The 20307-nt window shown below is 64.6% G+C and carries 18 protein-coding genes; 4 read left to right on the top strand and 14 right to left on the bottom strand.

The window, feature by feature from the left end:
* Position 1: 1 nt before the first annotated feature.
* The 9 genes from MRBLMS1_RS19150 to MRBLMS1_RS19110 all read right to left on the bottom strand — a co-directional run bounded on the left by MRBLMS1_RS19150 (position 2) and on the right by MRBLMS1_RS19110 (position 11188).
* Positions 2–1414 (bottom strand): efflux transporter outer membrane subunit, encoded by a 1413-nt coding sequence (locus tag MRBLMS1_RS19150; RefSeq protein WP_485881150.1) that lies wholly within the window; start codon positions 1412–1414, stop codon positions 2–4.
* The gene (locus MRBLMS1_RS19145) at positions 1411–2139 is read right to left on the bottom strand and encodes a CerR family C-terminal domain-containing protein (protein WP_485881148.1); all 729 of its coding nucleotides are present in this window, start codon (positions 2137–2139) and stop codon (positions 1411–1413) included. The genes MRBLMS1_RS19150 and MRBLMS1_RS19145 overlap by 4 nt, the downstream gene beginning before the upstream one ends.
* A gap of 264 nt (positions 2140–2403) precedes the next feature.
* The gene (locus tag MRBLMS1_RS19140) at positions 2404–3765 is read right to left on the bottom strand and encodes a hybrid sensor histidine kinase/response regulator (protein ID WP_485881146.1); all 1362 of its coding nucleotides are present in this window, start codon (positions 3763–3765) and stop codon (positions 2404–2406) included.
* A 142-nt stretch (positions 3766–3907) separates the two neighbouring features.
* Positions 3908–4642 carry a 2OG-Fe dioxygenase family protein gene (locus MRBLMS1_RS19135; protein WP_485881144.1) on the bottom strand — a complete coding sequence of 245 codons (735 nt, stop codon included), beginning with the start codon at positions 4640–4642 and terminating at the stop codon, positions 3908–3910.
* Positions 4643–4744: 102 nt separating this feature from the next.
* A complete protein-coding gene (locus tag MRBLMS1_RS19130) occupies positions 4745–6781 on the bottom strand; it encodes a TonB-dependent receptor (RefSeq protein WP_485881142.1) in 2037 nt (678 codons plus the stop codon).
* Between the two features lie 22 nt (positions 6782–6803).
* A complete protein-coding gene (locus MRBLMS1_RS19125) occupies positions 6804–7292 on the bottom strand; it encodes a DUF6702 family protein (protein WP_485881140.1) in 489 nt (162 codons plus the stop codon).
* Complete coding sequence (locus MRBLMS1_RS19120) at positions 7289–9664, bottom strand: M1 family metallopeptidase (RefSeq protein ID WP_485881138.1); 2376 nt, start codon at positions 9662–9664, stop codon at positions 7289–7291. The genes MRBLMS1_RS19125 and MRBLMS1_RS19120 overlap by 4 nt, the downstream gene beginning before the upstream one ends.
* 165 nt (positions 9665–9829) lie before the next feature.
* Positions 9830–10291: a MarR family winged helix-turn-helix transcriptional regulator gene (locus tag MRBLMS1_RS19115; RefSeq protein WP_101482558.1), complete on the bottom strand. Its 462-nt coding sequence runs from the start codon at positions 10289–10291 to the stop codon at positions 9830–9832.
* Between the two features lie 21 nt (positions 10292–10312).
* Positions 10313–11188, bottom strand: a complete 876-nt coding sequence (locus tag MRBLMS1_RS19110) for an aldo/keto reductase family oxidoreductase (RefSeq protein ID WP_485881135.1) — start codon at positions 11186–11188, stop codon at positions 10313–10315.
* 120 nt (positions 11189–11308) lie between these two features.
* On the opposite strand from MRBLMS1_RS19110, the gene MRBLMS1_RS19105 reads away from it, so the two are divergent.
* Positions 11309–12226, top strand: coding sequence for a LysR family transcriptional regulator (locus MRBLMS1_RS19105; protein WP_485881133.1), 918 nt, complete (start codon positions 11309–11311; stop codon positions 12224–12226).
* Here MRBLMS1_RS19105 and MRBLMS1_RS19100 read toward each other — a convergent pair.
* Both MRBLMS1_RS19100 and MRBLMS1_RS19095 read right to left on the bottom strand, forming a co-directional pair.
* Positions 12223–13044 carry a sugar phosphate isomerase/epimerase family protein gene (locus tag MRBLMS1_RS19100; protein WP_485881131.1) on the bottom strand — a complete coding sequence of 274 codons (822 nt, stop codon included), beginning with the start codon at positions 13042–13044 and terminating at the stop codon, positions 12223–12225. The genes MRBLMS1_RS19105 and MRBLMS1_RS19100 overlap by 4 nt on opposite strands.
* Entirely contained in the window at positions 13044–13883 is an 840-nt protein-coding gene (locus MRBLMS1_RS19095; protein ID WP_485881129.1) for a phytanoyl-CoA dioxygenase family protein, read from the bottom strand. Before MRBLMS1_RS19095 ends, MRBLMS1_RS19100 begins: the two co-directional genes overlap by 1 nt.
* A 112-nt stretch (positions 13884–13995) precedes the next feature.
* Between MRBLMS1_RS19095 and MRBLMS1_RS19090 the strand changes: the two genes are divergently transcribed.
* Positions 13996–14955 carry a LysR family transcriptional regulator gene (locus tag MRBLMS1_RS19090; protein ID WP_485881127.1) on the top strand — a complete coding sequence of 320 codons (960 nt, stop codon included), beginning with the start codon at positions 13996–13998 and terminating at the stop codon, positions 14953–14955.
* Here MRBLMS1_RS19090 and MRBLMS1_RS19085 read toward each other — a convergent pair.
* Complete coding sequence (locus MRBLMS1_RS19085; protein WP_485881125.1) at positions 14948–16018, bottom strand: hypothetical protein; 1071 nt, start codon at positions 16016–16018, stop codon at positions 14948–14950. The two genes, MRBLMS1_RS19090 and MRBLMS1_RS19085, sit on opposite strands and share 8 nt — an antisense overlap.
* Before the next feature lie 306 nt (positions 16019–16324).
* Here MRBLMS1_RS19085 and MRBLMS1_RS19080 point away from each other — a divergent pair, with 306 nt between their 5' ends.
* Positions 16325–16744, top strand: a complete 420-nt coding sequence (locus MRBLMS1_RS19080; RefSeq protein ID WP_080698430.1) for a hypothetical protein — start codon at positions 16325–16327, stop codon at positions 16742–16744.
* Positions 16745–16828: 84 nt separating this feature from the next.
* On the opposite strand, the gene MRBLMS1_RS19075 is transcribed toward MRBLMS1_RS19080, so the two are convergent.
* Both MRBLMS1_RS19075 and MRBLMS1_RS19070 read right to left on the bottom strand, forming a co-directional pair.
* A complete protein-coding gene (locus tag MRBLMS1_RS19075; protein WP_485881123.1) occupies positions 16829–18331 on the bottom strand; it encodes a hypothetical protein in 1503 nt (500 codons plus the stop codon).
* A complete protein-coding gene (locus MRBLMS1_RS19070) occupies positions 18328–19212 on the bottom strand; it encodes a hypothetical protein (protein ID WP_485881121.1) in 885 nt (294 codons plus the stop codon). The genes MRBLMS1_RS19075 and MRBLMS1_RS19070 overlap by 4 nt, the downstream gene beginning before the upstream one ends.
* A gap of 168 nt (positions 19213–19380) precedes the next feature.
* Between MRBLMS1_RS19070 and MRBLMS1_RS19065 the strand changes: the two genes are divergently transcribed.
* Positions 19381–20280, top strand: coding sequence for a hypothetical protein (locus tag MRBLMS1_RS19065; RefSeq protein WP_485881119.1), 900 nt, complete (start codon positions 19381–19383; stop codon positions 20278–20280).
* The last annotated feature ends 27 nt before the right edge of the window (positions 20281–20307 follow it).

Below are 20307 nucleotides of genomic sequence, written 5' to 3'. Positions count from 1 at the left end.
GTCAGGGGGCGTTGTTGGCGATGGCGCTGCTGGTCCAGCCGCCGCCGGCGGCGCGGTACAGCGCCACCCAGGCGGCGCTGCGTTCGCGCTCGAGGTTGACTACCGTGTTTTCGGCTGCCAGGCGCGTGCGGCGCGCGTCTTCCAGTTCGATCAGGCTGGCCAGGCCATTCTTGTAGCGGTCTTCCGTGGCGACGAACGACACGCGGTAGCCTTCCAGTGCCGTTTGCGCATGGCTGCTGCGCTCGTCCGTGCTGGCCAGGTTGACCAGTGCCTCTTCCACTTCGCGCACGGCCTGGCGCACGCCGGCGCGGTATTTCACCACGGCTTCGTCGTAGCGCGCCGTGGCCGCATCGATCTGCGCGCGGCGCGTGCCGCCGTCGAAGATGGGCAGGCTGACGGCCAGCGGGCCGATGCTCCAGGTGCTGGCCGTGATGCTGGTGCCGCCGGCGCGGATATTGCCCTTGCCGATGGAGCCGGCCAGGCTCAGGCGCGGATAGCGCTGCGCCTGCGCGCCGCGTACTTCGAAGCTGGCGGCAGCCACTTCGCGTTCGGCGCTGTAGATGTCTGGGCGCTGGCCCAGGGTTTGCGCCGGCAGTTCCGCAATCGCCACGGGCGAGGGCAGGATGGCGGGGCTGGCCGCCAGCTTCTCGCGCAGCGACGCTTCCGGCATGGCCGACAGGGCCACCAGCGCCTTGATATTCACGTCGCAGGCGGCGCGCTGTTCGATGGCGCGGCTGGCGCCTTCGGCGGCGCTGGCGCGGGCCAGCGCGGCATTGGCGGGCGGCTGGAAGCCGGCGCCGGCGCTCAGTTCCGTCAGGCGGGCCGAGTCGCGGCGCGAGACGGCGTCCTGTTCGGACACGGCCTGCAACTGCTGGCAGGTGCGCAAGGCGTAGTACTGGTTCGCCACTTCGGCGGCCACCGAGACGCGCGCTTCATGCCAGAGCGCGCGGGCGCTGTCGTAGCGCTCCTGCGCCGCGTCGCGCGTGGCGCGGTTGGCGCCGAACACGTCGATTTCCCACGACGCCTGCAGCGCGGCCTGCGAGGTGGTGCCGCTCGGTTGCGCCGATTGCTGGCTGGTGCGCACCACGCTGCCCGTCGCGTCCAAGGTGGGCGCCAGCGCGGCGCCGCTGGCGATGCGGTCCGCGCGTGCCTGCACGATGCGCGTGCCGGCGGCGGCGATGGTCGGACTGACCTGCTGCGCGTCGTTGATCAATTCCACCAGCAGGCTGTCGCCCTGGCCCTGCCACCAGCTGGCCAGGTCCGTCAGCTTGCCGTTGTGCGGCAGCGGCGCCTGCCACTGCGCGGGCGCGCTGGCGGCCACCGCTGCGGGCGGCCCCTGCAGGGCGCAACCGCCCAGCGCCAGCACGATGCTGGCGGCCAGGACGCGTTGAACGGTGCATCGAATAGTCGTCATGCTGGTCCTTCTGCTTGTCGTTGAGGTGTAGAGGGGGAGGGAGGAATGGCCAGGCGCTGGCGCTCCACGTCGGCCATGGCCAGCGCGTAGTCGGTCAGGCGCGCCAGCCAGGTGTCGATCGCGTGCGGCGATTCCAGCAGTTGCGGGCGCAAGGTGTGCAGCACCTCGGTGCCCACCATGTGCTGCAGAGCCAGCGAAGCGATGGAAAACGCCAGCCGGTGCATGTCGTCGCTGTTGTCGGGCGCGCCCAGGTGGCGTGCCAGCACGCGCGTGAGCGCTTCGTGTTCGGGGCGGATGTTCTGGTCGATCTCGCGCGCCCACAGTCCCGTCGGTTCGAGCATTTCGCGGCACCACAGACGCATGCAGTCGCGCGCGATGTCGCCCTGCTGCATGGGAGCGAGCAATTGCGCATAAAAGCCTTCCAGGCTTTGGCGCAAGGTGAAATGCGGTTGCTCGTACAGGGCGATATTGTCTTGCGGGTCCGCTGACTGCTGCGCAAAGGCGGCGCGGTACAGTCCCGCCTTGTCGCCAAAATAATAGCTGATGGCGGCCGCGTTGGTGCCGGCCGCCTGCGCCAGTTCGCGCGTGGACGTCTTGGCGTAGCCTTGCTCTGCAAACAGGCGAATGGCGCTATGCAGCAGCCGCTCGCGCGACTGCTCGCCGTCGGAGCGGGGCTTGCGCCCGTCGTCGGCATGGGAAGTGGGGATGGCGTTTTTTTCAATCATGCCGGAGATTTAATCATATATCTCAAACGATTGATATAACTAAGCCGGTTGATTTAGTTAAGAAAGGATGAAGATAATGAAAAACGCAGGCAAAAAAAAGCCCGCGGTTGTATTCGCGGGCTGAATCCAATGTTCGGAGAACGAATTGGAGGAGACAGTTCTACTATAGCGCTGAAAATGGTGCAGTGCAATACCGTAGAACTACTGTATCGGTCTCTTTTCGATGGCAAAAAGCTGGTATTCCATGTTGCGGCGCACAGAAGCTCAGGCCTTGCTGCGCAGGGCCAGTGTAAACGTGCTGCCCGAGCCGTAGTCGCTGTTGAAGAACAGGGTGCCGCCGATGGCGTTGGCCAGGTTCTGGCACAGGTACAGGCCCAGTCCCGCGCCTTCCACGTGGCGCGTGGAGGTGGAATCGAGCTGCGAGAAGGCCTGGAACAGCTTGGCCTGGTCTTCTTCCTTGATGCCGGCGCCGCTGTCGGCGATGCTCATTTCCGTCACCAGCACGCCGTCTTCGTCGCGCTGGGACAGGCTGATGCGGACCGTGCCCTGTTCCGTGAATTTGATGGCGTTGTTGAGCAGGTTGATGAGGATTTGCGTCAGCGCGCGGCGGTCCGTCTCGATGATGGCGGGCGGCTGGCCCGGCTCGCCCAGTTCGAGTTCCAGCGCCAGGCCTTTTTGCTGGGCCAGGGGACGCAGGGTATCGGCCACGTCGGCCATCAGCTCCTGGCAGTGCACGGGTTCGATCGACAGGGTCAGCTTGCCCGCTTCGATCTTGGCCACGTCGAGGATGTCGTTGATCAGCGAGAGCAGATGGCGCGCGCTGGCGCGGATGGTATTGAGCTGCTTGTCCTGGTCGGACGTCAGGGGACCGGGCAGTTTCATCAGCAGCGCGCCGGTGAAGCCGATGATGGCGTTGAGAGGCGTGCGCAGTTCATGCGACATGTTGGCGATGAAGGCGGACTTCATGCGGCTCGCTTCGGCCAGTTCCAGGTTTTTCAGGGCGATTTCGCGGTTGATGGTTTCCAGTTCGGCCGCATGGTGCGCCAGGCGCATGTTCAGCTCGATCACCTGGCGTTCGCGCGCCTGCAGTTCGCCGTTGACCTGCACCGCCTGTTCATACGTGGAGATCAGCAGGTCGAGGATTTGCTGGCGTTCCGCATTGATGAAATGCTTCTGGTCGCCCAGGTACAGGGCGATGCCGATTTCCACGTTCTGGTTCTTGCGCAGCTTCTGGTTCATCAGCATGTGGCTGATGCGGTTGAGCAGGTAGTCTTCCGCGTAGGGCTTGCGGATGAAATTGTCGGCGCCGCACTCGATGCCGCGGATGATGTCCTTCGGATCGTTGAGCGAGGTGACGAGGATCACGGGAATGTCGCGCAGGGTCGGATCGGATTTGATGGCGCGGCACAGGTCGTAGCCATTCATTTCAGGCATGACGATATCGGACAGCACCAGGTGCGGCTTGCGCTCGCGGATGGCGGCCAGGGCCAGCTGGCCATTCGCCGCCACGCGCGCGTTGTAGTGCAGCGACTGGATCAGGCGGCGCAAGCGCTCCGCCTGGGTCGGGCTGTCCTCGACGATCAGGATCTCGATTTCGTCAGGCTTGATTTGGTTGTTGGAGTCCACAGACCTCTCCTAGGATTTCAGTGTGGTGATGCTGGGCGCCGTGAGCGCGCAATATCGACATCGTATGACTATATCGGATTTAGGTCTGCAAAAGTAACTTCCAAGTAACTATTTTGGCCACAGGAAATGCTGTGGCCGCTTGTCAGTTTTCGCCCTGGAACTGGCCTGCGCGATAGGTCAGCACGAGGGTGTCGCGGTGGCCATGCTCGCCCAGGGGCTGGATCGGCGTCGATTCGTGGATCACGGCAGCGTCGTCGAGCAGCAGCAGCGACCACGGTTCGGTCAGGGTAAAGCGCTTGCCGTTGGGGCCATCCGCGTCGAAGATGCGTGTCTCGCCGCCCTTGACCTGTTCGCGCCCGATCAGCAGCACGGCGACGAAATCGACGCCGTCGCGGTGTGCGCCTTCCGGCGTGGGCCGGCCGATGCCGTCGGTCGTATCGATGCGGAACTGGTGCGCTTCGATGAACCACGGCTGGCTGCCCTTGACTTGCGAGCAGACGTCGCCGAGCGCGCGAATCAACTGCTGCCAGGCCGATTGCGCGACGATAGCCGCTTCGACCGGTTCGAACAGGCGGTGCATGCCGCCGTGCAGGGCGTTGTATTCCACCGGCTGCCAGTGCGGACGGTGCGCGGTCTGGGCCAGGCGACCGCCATCCTGCACGAAGCACGAGTGGCGCCGGCGGCGATAGCGGCCGCCATCCTTCAGGTAATTGTCCAGCGCCAGGGTATTCCAGCTTGGTTCCAGCGCGCGCAATGCGTCCAGCGGGCAGTCGGCCAGCGCGGCCACGTCCTGCGGGCGCAGGACGGCATAGCCGTCATCGCGCAAGGCTTCCTTGACGTGGGACGGGTCGGTAAAGATCGGTGCGGAAGTGCTCATGGCGGTGCGGCCGCAACGCGGCCTGTCTCAGTTTATCCAGCCTGGCATTCTACGACTTCGCGGCGTTTCCTGTGCAGTGCGATAAGAATTATTCTTGTTTACTTAAAAATTCTTTACCAGGGTCAGGCGCAGCGAGCGCGATTCCACCGGATGGAAGTGGACGTCGTCGACGGGCTGCGCCTCGCCGGGCAGGCGCGAGGCATAGTAGTAGTCGATGGCCGAGTCGCGCCGGTTGGCCAGGTTGTAGCCTTCGACTTCCACGCGCAAGGTCTTGTCGATCTGGTAGGCGATGCGCCCGTTCAAGCCCACACTGGCCGACGAGCGCACGCTGTTGTCTTCCATCAGGGGGCGCGGGCCGAAGTAGCGCAAGCGCAAGGAGCCCGACCACGGCCCTGGCGGCGTCACCGTCATGGCCAGCTGGGCCACGCCTTCGATGGCGCCGGGGATGAAGTCGCCCGCCGGGTCGCTGCCGCGCGAGCGTGCGCGCGCATACGCGAGGTCCAGGTCCAGCGACAGCCATCTGGTCGCCTTGTAGTAGCTGGAAAACTCGATGCCGTAGCGGCGGCTGGGGCGGCCCGCCTCGGTGGCGCCCGCGTCGCCGATGAACAGCAGCTCGGAATCGAAGTCCAGCCGGTACAGCGACAGCGACGTTTGCAGGCCGGCGATGGCGGCGCTGCGCAAGCCCAGTTCCAGTCCGCGCGAGCGCACCAGCGGCGTGACCTTGTCGGCCGCTTCGCCTGTCTTCGGGTCGACCGTGATCGTCGTGCCGCGCGCGTCGTTGCTGTGAAAACCATTGCCAATGTTGATATACGCTTCCGTATCGCGCCACGGTCCGGCGATCACGCTCAGGCTGGGGCTGAACAAATGGTCACTGGCCTTGCCCGAATTGGCGGCGCGGTCGCTGCGCACGTCGAAGCGGTAGGCGTCCGCGCGCAGGCCGGCCACGGTGCGCAGCCAGCGCGACCAGCGCGTGCTGTTTTCGCCATACACGCCGATGCTCGATTCAACGATATGGTCTTGCCGCGTGGTCGACACGGTCTGGCGCTGCCGAGTGTTGTACAGGCCATTGTGGATATTGTCGTTCTGTAGCTGCAGGCCGATGGTGGTGTCGCTGCTGCCCCTGTCCGTGTGGCGGTGCCAGGTGTGGCTGGCGTCGAGGCCGGCCGTCACGCGCCGGTCGGGCTGGGCGAACTGGTCGCCGTTATCGGGGTCGTCCATCGCATACGTAAAATTCGAGAACAGGGCCAGGCGGTTGGCGATCACATACGCGCTGACTTTGGACGACATGTCGTCGGTCGTCCGGCGCCAGGCGCCCGACAGGCTGTAGCGCTGGGCCTTGCCGCCGTCGCTGGCATCGATGGCGTCGAAGCGGCCCAGGGTGCCGTCCTGTACGGCACGCAGCGGAATCTGGTCGGTGGCGTTCCAGCTGGCGTCATACGCCATGGCCGTGACGTTGAAGCCGTTGTTGGCATAGCCTTCGCTGTAGCGCAGCACGCCATTGAGCTTGCGGTAGCGGTCCGGCTGCGTGAACGGGCCGTCGTTGTGCTGCGCTTCGAGCGCGTACAGCAGGCTGCCGTCGCCCGCATCGAGCGTATCGGCCAGCAGGGCGCGGCGAAAGCCGTTTTGCCCGACGCTCACGCTGGCGATGCCCTGCGTCAGGCGGTTCGCGTAGACGACGGACGCCGCGCCCGCCGAGGAAAAATCGCCTTGCGCCGCCGAATACGGCCCCTTTTTGTAATCGAGGCGCATGGCCAGTTCGGGGATCAGAAAGTTCAGGTCCGTCCAGCCCTGTCCGTGGCCATGGCTGCGCTGGTTGACGGGCATTTCGTCGACCGTGGTGCGCAAGTCCGTGCCATGATCGAGGTTGAAGCCGCGCAGGTAGAACTGGTTGGCCTTGCCCTCGCCGCTATGCTGGCTGACGATCAGTCCCGGCACGGCTTCGAGCAATTCGCCGGGCCGGTAGCTGGTGCGCGCATCGAGCTGCTGTTGCGTGACGCTGCCCGCGTTGGCCGAATCGGCCACGCCCAGCTGGTTCAGGCGCGAACCGTCGATCAGCACGCGCTGGAAGATGTCGTCGGCGTGGGCGGCGGTGGCTGAAAACAGGGCGGCGAGGAGCAGGGGAAGAGAGCGTGGCGTCATGGATGTAATAGGGGGGCGGGCCTTAGCGGATCGGCAGTTCCGTGTTCTGGCGGTCGAAAAACAGCGTCTGGATGGCGCCGCTGTCCTGCACGTTGAGGGTATTGCGCTGGCTGGGCAGGAAGTCGATCAGCAACTGGTTGTGGATGCGCGTGGCGGGGGCCAGGCGCGTGCGTTCGAGCTCCTGGAAGATGACCACATTGTCGGCGTTGACCTTCATGCCGACCCAGTTCAGGCGCAAGCGCTTGCCGTCCGGCCCCACGAGGTAAAACTGTTTTTCCACATAGCGGCGCAGCGCCGCTTCGCTGTCTTCCTGGCCCAGGTCGAACTGGCGCTGGTACAGGTTCGTCAGCAACGCCTCGACGTCGTGGCCCGTGTAGGTGTGCACCACTTCCGTGCTGCCGCTGGCCGCGTTGTAGCTGATGTCGGCGATACCCATGTGGAAGTTGTGGGCGCCGGCCCCCATGCTGGCGCAGGCCAGCACGGCGCAAGCCAGCGTGCGCCAGCGCTTCATGCTTCGTCGCCCTTGGCCGAGCCGCCGTTCTGGCCTTTCAGCGGCGTATGAAAATCGCGCATCAGGTTATCCTTGGGCGACTTCTCGCTCTTGAACAGCTCCAGGCGCGATGGCGTGATCTTGCGCGGCCAGCTGTTGTTGCTCGTGTCGATGTCGGCCGTTTCCCAGTACGGGTCTTGCACCAGGCCCACCATCGGTTCATCCGTGATGACGACCTTGGTGATTTTCTTCGGCGAGTAGCGCCACACTTCGGCCGGTACGCGCTCGACGTATTTCTTGCCGCTTTTCAGTTCGATCTCGAGGATCAGGGGCATGACCATGCCGCCCACGTTCGACAGGTCGACCAGGTACAGGTGCTTGCCCTGTTTCAGCAAGTCCTTTTCCCACGGTTCCAGGGCGGCCAGCGCTTCGGCGTAGGCGTTGCGGTCCTTGTTGGTGACCGTGAAATCGTCGTGCTGGTTGTAGAAATCCTTGAGCTCCGGATGCGCATCGACGCGGCGCGGCATGCCCTTGTTGGCGCGGCTCGTGACGGATTCCGGCTGGGCCTCTTTCTGCGCCTTTTTCCACGCTTTTTCCGTGGCCGGATCTTTCGAGCTCACGCCGTATTCGCTGATGCCGTCGATGCTGATGTCGACCGGGTCGGTCGTATAGAACCAGCCGCGCCAGAACCAGTCGAGGTCCGTGCCGGAAGCGTCTTCCATGGTGCGGAAAAAGTCGGCGGGCGTGGGGCGCTTGAATTTCCAGCGTTGCGCATATTCCTTGAATGCGTAGTCGAACAGTTCGCGCCCGAGGATGGTCTCGCGCAGGATGTTCAGGCCCGCCGCCGGCTTGGCGTAGGCGTTGTTACCGAACTGCAGCAGGGACTCGGAATTGGTCATGATGGGTACCTGGTCGCGGCTGCGCATGTAGTCGACGATCTCGCGCGGCTCGCCCCGTGAGGCAGGATAGTTTTCTTCCCACGCCTGCTGCGCCAGGTATTGCACGAAGGTGTTGAGGCCTTCGTCCATCCACGTCCACTGGCGTTCGTCCGAGTTGATGATCATCGGATAGTAGTTGTGGCCCACCTCGTGGATGATCACGCCGATCAGGCCATACTTGGTGCGCTTCGAGTAGGTCAGCTCGCCCGTCTTCTTGTCTTTCACCGGACGGGGGCCGTTGAACGAGATCATCGGATACTCCATGCCGCCCACGGGACCGTTGACGGAAATGGCCGTCGGGTACGGGTAGGCTATGCTGTACTTGTTGTATTGCTCGATCGTGTGCACGATGGCTTGCGTGCTGTACTTTTCCCACAGCGGATTGCCCTCTTTCGGGTAGTAGGACATGGCCATCACATCGCTGCCGCCCTTCTTGTAGCCCTGCGCATCCCAGATGAACTTGCGGCTCGAGGCCCAGGCGAAGTCGCGCACGTTGGCCGCCTTGAAGTGCCACGTCTTTTGCGCGCGGCTGACGGATTTCTCGGCCGCTTCCGCTTCTTTTTGCGTGACGATGACGACGGGCTTGTCGCTGCCGCGCGCTTTTTCCAGGCGCTCGCGCTGCGCGGCAGACAGCACGTCCTGCGGATTTTGCAGCTGGCCCGTGGAGGCGACGATATGGTCGGCGGGCACCGTCAGCTGCACGTCGTAGTCGCCGAATTCCAGCGTGAATTCGCCCGAGCCGAGGAACTGCTTGTGCTGCCAGCCGGCCGCGTCGTAATAGGCCGCCATGCGGGGGAACCACTGCGCCACTTCGAACAGGGCGTTCTTGTCGTCGAAGACTTCATAGCCGGCGCGCCCGCCCAGCACCTTCTGTTCGTTGATGCGGTAATCCCAGTCGATCTGGAAGGCAAAGTCCTGGCCCGGCTTCAAGGGCTGCGGCAGGTCGATGCGCATCATGGTGCGGTTGATAACGTATTTCAAAGGCTGGCCATCGGCGCCCGTCAAGCGGCGGATATGGAAACCGCCCTGGAAGTCGCCGCGCGCGAGGATGCCGCGCAAGCCTTCGAATTTCATCGTGTCTTCGCCCGCCGTCTTGGCCCACGCCTGGCGCGACGGCGCCGTGGCCATGCGGCGCGCGTCGGAATCGGGCTTGTAGATATTCTGATCCAGCTGCACCCACAGGTAGCCGAGCGTGTCGGGCGACTGGTTATGGTAGGTGATGGTGCCGCTGCCGGCGATCTCGCGCCTGGCTTCATCAAGGGTGGCGCGGATCGTGTAGTCGGCGCGCTGCTGCCAGTAGGCGTGGCCTGGCGCGCCGGAGGCGGTGCGGTAGGTATTTGGGGTGGGCAATACCTCTTCGAGCTGGCGGAACTTGTCGTCGAATGGCTCGGCGGCGAAGGCCGACACGGTAAAGCAGAGAGCCAGCGAGGCTACGGAGCCGAAAGGTATGCGCATATTCACCCTGATGTTGTTGTAAGGAAATAGTGGCAACTATTCTATACGCAGGGTGGGGCCATCCATGTATCGATTTGTAATAAAGAAAGGCGGATTTTGCGCCAGCTTTTGCCTGGCGCTGTCAGGGGGATGCTTTGCCTGATTTTGCTCGGAAAAGTGGCGATTTCACTCACTTTTCATCAGGCTGTCGCGCAACTGGTTCAGTTGTTGTTTCATGTCCACAACCTGCTCCACGCTGCAGTGGCTGGCCGCCAGGATGGCCTCGGGCAGCAGGGCCGCCTCGTGGCGCAGCTGGTCGCCCTGCTGCGTGAGGGAAATGATGACCTGGCGCTCGTCGCTGGCGGCGCGCGTGCGCGTGAGCAAGCCCGATTGCTCCATGCGCTTGAGCAAGGGCGTCAGGGTGGCCGAGTCGAGGAACAGGCGCTCACCCACTTCCGACACCGTCAAGCCGTCGCGCTCCCACAACACCATCATCACCAGGTATTGCGAATAGGTCAGGCCGAGCTTGCGCAGCAGCTTGCGGTACAGCTTGTTCATGGCAAGCGAAGTCGAGTACAGCGCAAAGCACAGCTGGCCGTCCAGGCGCGGCACCTGGTGCAAGGGGTTGGGGGCGGTAGTGGTATCCATGGCTACAGTATATATAGTGCGCTACTTAGTTGCAAGCGACCTCAATGCCGCCAGCGCCTGGGCGTCGAGCGTGAGCGCGCCTGCCGCGATGTTTTCGCGCAGATGCGCCACCGACGAGGTGCCGGGAATAACCAGCATGTTCGGTGCACGCTGCAGCAGCCAGGCCAGCGCCACCTGCATCGGCGTGGCTTGCAGGGTGGCCGCCACCTGGTTCAAGGTATCGGACTGCAGCGGCGAAAAGCCGCCCAAGGGGAAGAACGGCACATAGGCGATGCCTTGCGCGGCCAGGGAGTCGATCAGCGCATCGTCCGCGCGGTGCGCCAGGTTGTAGTGGTTCTGCACGCAGACGATGGGGCTGATGCGCTGTGCCTCGGCCACCTGGGCCGCATCGACATTGGACAGGCCGATATGGCGCACCAGGCCTTCGCGCTGCAGTTGCACCAGCGTGTCCAGCGGCCCTGCAAGCGATGAGCCGTCCGGGCCGGCCATGCCCGGCGCGCGCAGGTTGACCACGTCGAGCACGTCCAGGCCCAGGTTGCGCAGGTTGTCGTGCACGGCGTCGCGCAGCTGCCGTGGCGATGCGGCCGGCAGCCAGGACTGGTCGGCGCCGCGCATGAAGCCGATCTTGGTGACGATGGTCAAGCCGTCGCGGTAGGGATGCAGCGCTTCGCGGATGATCTGGTTGGTGACGTGCGGGCCGTAAAAGTCCGACGTGTCGATATGGTTGACGCCCAGTTCGATGGCTTCGCGCAGCACGGCGACGGCGGCGGCGCGGTCTTTCGGCGGCCCCCAGACGTGCGGGCCGGCCAGTTGCATGGCGCCGTAGCCGAGGCGGTTGAATCCGATGTCGCAATGGGCGGGCGTGAATTGGTCGCGGGCGGGGGAAGGCGTGTGCATGGCAGCTCCTGTGTGGTGGTTGAGGACAAGAGCAGCCATCGTAAGGCCGATTGCGCTGTATGATAATCGGGTCAATCCGGCACAGGCTGTACTCATTTACGCACAATGAAAGCTCTTCCCATGCATGCAGACAGCCCTTCCATGGCCGATTTGGCCGCCTTTGCCCTGGTGGCCCGGCACCAGGGTTTTCGCCAGGCCGCGCGTGCCAGCGGGCAGTCCGCGTCCGCCATGAGCGAGGCGCTGCGGCGGCTGGAGCAGCAGCTGGGCATCCGCCTGCTGGAACGCACGACGCGCAGCGTGACGCCAACGGCAGCCGGTGCGCTGCTGCTGACGCGCTTGCGCCCGGCGCTCGATGAAGTGAGCAGCGCACTCGATGTGCTGAACGACTTGCGCGACAGCCCGCGCGGCACCTTGCGCCTGAACGTGCCTGTCAACGCGGCGCGCTTCTTCTTGCAACCCATGGTCGACCAGTTCCTGCGCGCCTATCCGCAGATCAGGGTCGAGCTGGTGGTCGATAATAATTTTGTCGATGTCGTCGCCAGTGGCTGCGACGCCGGCATCCGCTATGGCGAGCGGCTGGAGCAGGACATGATCGCCATCCCGATCGGCCCGCGCACGCAGCGCTTCGCGGTGGCGGGCGCGCCATCCTACCTGGCGCAGCGCGGCGTGCCCGTGCATCCGCGCGACCTGCTGCAGCACGCCTGCCTGCTGGGGAAATTCCTCAGCGGCGCGGTTCCACCATGGGAGTTCGAGCGGGACGGGCAAAAAGTGAGCGTGGAGCCGGACGGCCCCGTGGTCGTCACGCCGACGGCGGCTGATTTTGCGGTCAGCATGGCCATCGCCGGCCATGGCCTCGTCTATCTGTTTGAAGAGTGGCTGCAGCCATATATCGATGCGGGCCAGCTGCAGCCCGTGCTGGAAGACTGGGCGATGCCCTTTCCCGGTCCGTTTTTATACTATGCGGGCCGGCGCCATTTGCCCGCGCCGCTGCGCACCTTCATCGATTTCGTGCAGGCCAATTTTGCGCAGTTTCCTTAATCTGCCGGATAACGCTGGCGTAAAAGCTGCAGCATCGCGACGTTCTGCTCCCACGCATCGCTCACGGGCTGCTGCGTCCACGGCAAGGTTTGCGTGTAGGGCGCGGGGCCGAATTCCGGCGTGAACGTCATGTGCTCGGCGCCGGCCGCGCGGCGCAGGGCGACGATGGCATCCCACCAGGCCAGGTGGGCGGCGAGCGCAGGTTTCGCTTCCGGCGCGCGGAAGTCGGCCACTTGCGGACCCTGCGCATGACCGACGCGCGCGTGCACGTGGCGCACCAGCGGCAGCACTTGCGCCAGCGTGTGCGGCTGGTCTTCCAGCAGCGATTCGCAGGCGCAACACCAGTGCGACAGGTCGGCCGTCAAGGGCAGCTCGGGATACTGCTGCAGATACGGCAGCAGCAGCATCGGGTGGCCGGAAAAGCGGCTGCGGTGAATTTCATGCACGATGGGCACGCCGTGCCTGGCCGAGATGGCGGCGGCCAGGTCGAGCAGTTCTGCGTTTTGTGCCTGCGTATAAAAATCCTTGCCCGTGTGCGTGTTGACCAGCACGGGGCGCGCCAGGCAGGCGTTTTCCAGCAGTTCGGTCAGAGCCGCGCGGTGCAGTTCGAAGTCGCTGTGGAACACGGTTTCCCACTGCGCGGCGATCAGCTGCAGTCCCGCCTTGGCGATGCGGTCCGTCCATTCCTCGCGCAGGGCGGCGTCCAGCGGCAGCGACATCTCGATGCCGTCGAAACCGGCATCGAGCACCTTGTCGATGAAGACGTCGGGCGGCAGCGCGTTATTGCCCCAGTGGGCGGCGAAGACGTCGATGCGCATCAGACGAAGCCCCGCACAGGGAAGGAGTCGTCGCGCTGGATCCAGTTGTGGGCCGCGTATTGCGTCTGGCCGTCGGTGGCGTGCAAGGTGTAGGCGTGGCGCGACACGGGCGAGCGGTTCGGCGCGCTGTAGTGGGGCAGCAAGCCGTGGAAGCAGACGAGGGCGCCCGCCTTGACTTCCAGGGGCACGGCCGTGCTGTCGTCGGGCCACGGCATGGCATCGAGTTTTTCCACGCGCACCTGGTCGCCGTTGCGGATGAAGCGTTCGCGCAGGGGGCCGCGGTGGCCGCCCGGTTCCGCCCACAGGCAGCCGTTTTCCAGGGTGGCGTCTTCCAGCGCGAACCAGAAGGTCGTCACGCTGATGGGCGTGGTTTCGAAATACGTGGCGTCCTGGTGCCAGCGCACTTCGCCGCCGATGCCGGGCTGCTTGAAGATGTACATCGATTGCCACACCTGCGCATCCGCCAAACCCAGGTCGCGCGCCACTTCGGCCAGTTTCGGATCGGCCGAAAAAGCGCGGAAGACGGGGTCCAGGTCATGCATGGCGTGGCCGATCTTGTTGATCGACAGCGATTTCGCCTGCTTCAGCTGGCCGTCCGGACCGAACGCTTCTTCCTCGAAGAAGCAGCGGATGGTGTTGTCGGAAGCGAGGAAATAATCGTTTGTATTTTTTGCCTGGTCGCGCGTGGTGAAGATGGACTGGCTGACGCTGGGATCGAATTCGTTGACAATCTGCTCGGCGCGCGCGCGCAGGGCGGCGATGTCGTCCGCACCCTTGAAACCGGGCAGGATGATGTAGCCGTCGCGTTGATACTGTTCTTGTTGTTCGATCGTTAGCATGGCGGCGGCTCCTGATGAGGTCAGTGGAAAGCGCCATTGTAGGATGGGCGAGGGCGGCAAACAATCGCCCAGCGGTTGACAGATTGTCGCCAAAACGAAGACAATCTTTGACATGGATCAATTAAAAGCGATGGAAATCTTTGTCGAGGTGGCGCGCCAGCGCAGCTTTACGGTGGCCGGGCAGCGCCTGGGCCTGACGCGAGCCATGGTCAGCAAGACCATCATGCAGCTGGAGGAGCGCCTGCATGCGCGCCTGCTGCACCGCTCCACGCGCGAAGTGAGTCTGACGGACGCGGGCCGCGCCTACCTGGCGCCGTGCATGGCCACCGTCAGCCAGGCGCAGGAAGCGGCGCGCATGGTGGCGCACGTGGCGCAGGCGGGAGCGGGGGCGGAGCTGGCCGGGCCGCTGCGCATCCAGGCGCCATCGAGTTTCGGCAGCGCGTGGCTGGCCGACGCCGTCGCCCGTTTCAGCCTGCTGCACCCGCAGGTGCAGGCCGAATTGTTTGTCGATGATGCGCTGCTCGACCCGATACGCCACGGCTTTGACTTGACGATACGCGTGGGCGGCATCCCGGACAGCAGCGCGCTGGCCATGCGCCCGCTGGCGCCGTGCCGCGCCGTGCTGTGCGCCAGCCCCGCCTACCTGGCGCAATGGGGCGTGCCGCAGACGCCGCAAGAGCTATTGCAGCACCAGTGCCTGCATTTCAGCCACCTGACCGATGGCACGAACTGGCATTTCCAGCGTGGAGAAGGCGAGTCGCGCGAAGAAGTGAGCGTGCGCGTACAGGCGGGTTTTACGGCGAATAACGGCCTGGTGCTGCACCAGGCGGCGCAGCGGGGTCTCGGCATCGTCTATAGCACCACCTTCCTCGCCTGGCGCAATCTGCTCGATGGCAGCCTGGTGCCCGTGCTGACGGACTGGGAGCTGCCGCTCAATCACTTGAGCGCCCTGTATCCGGCCAGCCGCCAGCCGTCGCCCAAGGTGCGCGCGCTGATCGATTTCCTCGTGGCCGAATACCAGCCCGTGCCGCCGTGGGACCGCGAGCTGGAAGCGGCGGGTTTTTTTAACTGAACGCGACCGGTTCCACCGTCCACGCGCCATCGGCGTACACGCGCTCGTCGTCCAGATAAACTGCTTCGGTGACGGCGAAGATGTCGACGTGGTAGCGCGCATCCTTGCGCTTGAATTGCGGTTTCGTGTAGACGCCATGCTTGGCGCCCAGCGACAGATGGATGCCGCACATGCGTTCATACGTGCCGATGTCGTTGACCAGCTGTTCGCGCGAAAAGGCGCGGTTCATGCCGAAGCCCAGTTCGCGCACCCACACTTCGCCTTCGTGCGCGCGGATGATCTCCAGCATGGCGGTAAATTCCGGCGTGGCGTTTTCCGTGCCAGTGACTCGGCCTTTTTCGATGATCAGGGTGATCGGCGTGTCGGGGCGGTTGACCATGAAGTGCGTGTCGCCGAAAACGAAGATGCGCACGCGCCCGTTTACCGCTTCCAGGTCCTGCGCTTCCGTAAACACTTCGCCCAGCGGGAACTGGCCGCCGATATTGTTCATGCCGCTGTAGTCGCCGATATTGAGCTTGGCCGATTCGAATGGCGAAGCAAACACGAGCTGCTCGCCACCGCTGTCGACCATGCCGTGGCGGGCTTTGTCGATGCGCGCCTTCAGCGCATGGCCCACGCCCCGGTAGTAGGCGGGGTCGTAGGCCAGCGAGGCGATGTAGTGCAAGCCCTGCACGCCGGGCATGCGCGACAGGTGCACGTGCTCGATGACTTTCAGGCCTCGCTTGAACAGCTCGATGCGGATGCGGAACGCTTCCAGGCGGAAGCTGGTCGACTGGATCAGCACGACGAGGCTGCCGGCCGGCAGTTCGGCAAACGCGGCCAGCACGGCATCGGGCGTGACCTCGTCGAAATCGATGAAGGTGGCGTCCGGCAAGGCCTGGCGGTACGCTTCCGTCAGCACGACGTTGAGCCAGCTGCGCTTGTCGCAGACGATCAGGGACGGTTCGTCCGGGCGGTGGCAGATGGCCATGGCCAGCAGGTCGGCCACGTTTTGCGCGGCCACTTCGGTGGCGGCGGCGCTGATGGCGTCGAGCCGGCTGGTGTCATTCTCGGGAAGCGTCATGGTGCGAAGGTGGGGACGTGAAGTAATCGCAGCATTATAAGGTGATTGCCCCGGGCGCCGCCATTCCCCATCCGGCGGAGGACAGGCGGCTGCCGCGCCCCCTGATTATCTTGTGTAGTGCTTTCCGGCAATGTATTATTTGAGAAATGGTATGGCAGGGTATGGCAGCGAGCCTGGCAGCGGCCCGGCGCAGCGGCAAACGCACGCATGCGCACGGCGGCACGCTTTCAGTGATGCAGGGACAACAAGCCAACAGGCGATGACGAAGAGTGTGATGTAATGAGCATAATCGGACAAGATATTCCCATGGAGCGGCCGGATACGGATGGGCGCGCCGCCGTCTTCGTTCCCGTCACGGGCGTCAAGGAAGATGTCCTGTTGACCATACGCAAGGGCGCGGCCATCGTCGGCTTTGCCAACCACGACCGCACCATCACCGTGTATTTTGAAAGCAACCGCTTTGACGACCCCGTGCTGGCCAAGTGGGAGCACAAGGCGCGCAAGGCCTACGACCGCCTGGTCGACAATGCGCCCACCGTGTCGAAACTGACCACCAGCCCCGCCAATTTCGAGCAGATCGGCTACATCAATGGCAAGGGCATCACGATTCGCCGCATGGAAAGCCTGCAGCGCTGGCTTGCGTATTCGGATGCGATGGATACTTGCCCGGCGACGGATATCATTCCGCGCACGGTCATTGCCAAGGCTGAAAGCGTCAAGGTGTAGGTGTGCATGCGGGAGCCAACAATATTGTCGGATTACGCGGGGCTTTGCCCCGCTAATCCGACCTACCCCTGACCTCGCTTCTTACTACACCACGACGATATTTGCCTGCGCCTTGAGCGGGCAGGGCAGGGTGTCGTCGAAGGTGATTTCGATGGCGCTGGCGACGAACATGCCGCCGATGTGCTGGGCGGCGATTTCGGGCGGCGTGCCGGGCTTGGTCAGGTTGACGTCCTGGGCGAAGACGAAGACTCTCCAGGTGCCGTAGACCTTTTGATCATATTGCAGCAGGGTGCGGTAAGCGCGCTTCAAGTCCAGGCTGCCTGCGTAGACGCCATCGTTGGCGCCCGGGTCGAAGCCCAGGCCGTCATCGGTCAGCGATTCGACGAAATACAGGCCTTGCGGCGCCTGGAACAGCACGAAGGCATACAGTTCCGTACCGCGGAACACATTGCCATTGTCGCGCTTGAAGCTGGCGCGTATCCACAGCGGTTCGTACGCCTGCACGACGGCGGGCGTATCCGTTTCCACGGGCCCCGCCACGTGGATGTTGACTTGCGTTTCGGTGACGGCATGCTGGTAGATGGCGCCCGTCGTGAAACGCTGATACTCCCAGCTGATGTCGGCCGTGTAGGGAAGGCCGGCGTTCGGCGCTTCCGGCAACACCCATTTCGCCACCACGCGCTCGGCCAGGGTCAGTTCGCCGGCGGCCGGTGGTGTTGCTTCCTGACCACGCCAGAACGGGTCCGCGATATCGGAGCAGGCGACGGCGATGGCGCCCGAGGCGATTGCCGAGGCCACGCCCGCCACTGTGAATTCGGGCTGGCCCGAGCCGGCCCCCTCGAGTGAGCAGCAATCGACGCTGGGATCGGTTTCCTCGAACGTGCCGCCCACGCTGAAGCTGGCTTTGCCTGAACCGAGCGCAGCGGCAATGATGGCCACCAATGCGGCGATGATAGCGATGATGATGGCGAGCACTTTCCACCACGGGTCGGAAAACGGCAAGTCTCCGTGCGTGCCCGCATAAGCGGGGTTCGGCGTCCAGACGAGGGTCATGCCGGTCGGCACGATGGGCCCCAGACCGGGCGGGCAGCGGCACTCCTTCCCATCCGTGCCCGTGCTGCCCCAGCGCTTGCCCGGCAGGTGGCCTTGCGGCTTGGACAGTTCCAAGGTGCCTTCCTCAACCGTGCACGTGTAGGTGTTGGTGGCGCTGTCGAAGCGCGTCTGTGACACGAAGATTTGCTGGATCGAGCGGTGCGGCGTGTGGCCGTCCGCCTTGGCGACGAAGCTGACCAGGCGCTTGCCGGGTGTCGCATGCTGGAAGTCGGCATCCCACATGACCAGCATGGCCGCGCCGGCGGGAATGCTGGCAAAGAAAAAGGTGCGCGCCACGGGCACGATGCCGGGGTCGCCCACGCTTTCCAGATACACGGTGACATTCGTCAGGGCGCTGCCGGACATATTGGTGACGTGGGCGGCGATGCGCAAGCCATAGATGGCATTGTCGAAGATGCCATCGGGCAGCATGATATTGGTGACGGGCTCGATCGCGAACGGCCGCGTCAGCACCTGCAGGGGGGTATCGCTCATGATGCTTGCTCCTCGGGGCTGTGCTGTTCTTGCGCGGGCTCTTGAGCTTGCTCGTTCTCGAGATCGGTGACGACATACGTAACGCCGCCCATGACCTTGCCGTCGCGCGTTTCCAGCACGCGCAGCAGCGCATACTGGCGTGGCGGCAAGGCTTCGGCGCGCACGCTCAGGTACACGGCCTGCGCCTGGCCGCGCGGCACTTCCAGCACCAGCTTTTGCTCACCGGGCGCATCGCCATTGCAATGGGGCGTGCGCACCAGCCCCGCTACCAGGCGTGCGTCCCTGGCCGGCTGCCATCGTTCCAGCCCCAGGGTGGCCAGCAGGCGCTCGGACAACTCGCCGCCATATTCAATCTGCAGCTCCACTTTTTTCGTCGCACGGGGCAGGGCCGCCACCGCGATGCTCAGCAATTGCGCCCGCCTTGCCGCCAGCACGACGTTGACATTGCGCTGGGCGATCTGCTCGTGCTGCTTGGGCTGGAAGGGAAAGCCGTTGGGCAGCGGATCGGGCAGCGGGTTGACGTCGCCCGGGCCATGGGCCACGGCCAGCAGGCATTCGTGGCCGCCATTGACGATGACGGGGATCCACGGCACCAGACACAGCACTTCCTGCGTGGCGCCGGGCTGCAAGTCGGCAAAGGCGGAACCGATCTGTGTGGCGGCGCCGACGGCGATCTGGCCGGAAGGATCGGCCCAGTAAAAATCCACACGCACGCCGTTCGAGGCGCTGTTGCCCGTGTTGTGCACGCGGCCCCACAGGTAATTGCTGGTGCCGGCGATGGGCGCACCCGGCGGGCCATTCGGATCAGTGCCCGGCACGACCCAGATATCGGCGCTGTCCCACCAGGGCTGGCCGTCTTCGATGATCAGGTGGGCTGGCATGGCGTTCTCCTTGTCCTTGGCCGGTGCTTCCAGCTTAGGCCGCGGCGGCCGATGCTTTTTGATCGGTATCAAGGCTGCGGAACACGATGCGGGTGCGCCGTTGTGATGCTTGCGTAAGGTAATATTGCGGCAGAACGCAGTGGAATGACTCCAGGAAAAGGTTGGAATGTGCTTGAAACAGTGAATGACGTTTGCATCAACGCCGCTTGCGGCCAAACCTTGCCGCTGCGCGTGGCGCATTGCCCGTTTTGCGGCGCGCGCCAGGTGGCGCAAGCGCCTGTTCTGGAGAAAGCAGTGGCGCCGCCGGTGCCCATAGCTCAGCCTATTCCTGCGCCCATCCCAGCGCCTCCGCCAGCGTCTGCTCCTGCGCCCAAGCCCGTCCCGCCAGCGCCTGCAGCATCGGCTCCCGCGCCGGCCAAGGCGCCGCCAGCCAAGCCTGCCAGCAAGGGCTCGGTGCCGCCTCCGCGTCCGCCCGTGCGCTTGCGCACGTGGATCGCGGCGGCAGTGGTGCTGACCGGTATCTGGTTTTACAACAAGCCCGCCGACAAGCCCGCCAGCGTGGCGGAACAGGTCGAGGCCGCCACTGCGCTGGCGGCGCAGTGCGACCTCGATGGGGCGCGCAGCGCGCTGGCTGTGCTGAAAAGCGCCAAGGCGCCCGCCGCTCACATCAAGCGCCTGCAGGCGAGCATCACCAAGTCCGCCGCTACTTGCGAGAAGCAACAGCAGCGGGCGCAGGCGTGGTCGGTGCTGCAAGACAGCGTCAAGCAGGCGCTCGATGCGGGCAAGCCGGAGCTGGCCGCCACGCGCCTGGCCATCTACGTGAAACGCTGGGGCGACGATCCCGACACCCTGGAACTCGACGCCAAGGTGAAAGTGGCGCAAGCGAGCGCCCAGCTCGATGCGGCCGACGCCTGCCTGGCCAGGGGCGACCGCGTCTGCCTGGAAAACAGCCTGATCGCCGCCGAGCGCTACAAGCGGCCGGAACTGGCGGCGCGCACGCAGGCGCTGCGCACGGCGCTGTCGCAATTGCTCGAACGCTCGCTGCTCGATGCGTCCCCCGGCCAGTAGCGTCAGCAGGTAACACCCCCGCCGCGG

Source organism: Massilia sp. LMS1-1-1.1, from assembly GCF_040815535.1.
GTDB lineage: Bacteria > Pseudomonadota > Gammaproteobacteria > Burkholderiales > Burkholderiaceae_D > Janthinobacterium > Janthinobacterium aestuarii.
Note: the sequence above shows the minus strand (reverse complement) of the source record. Positions and strands in the feature narration are given on the sequence as shown.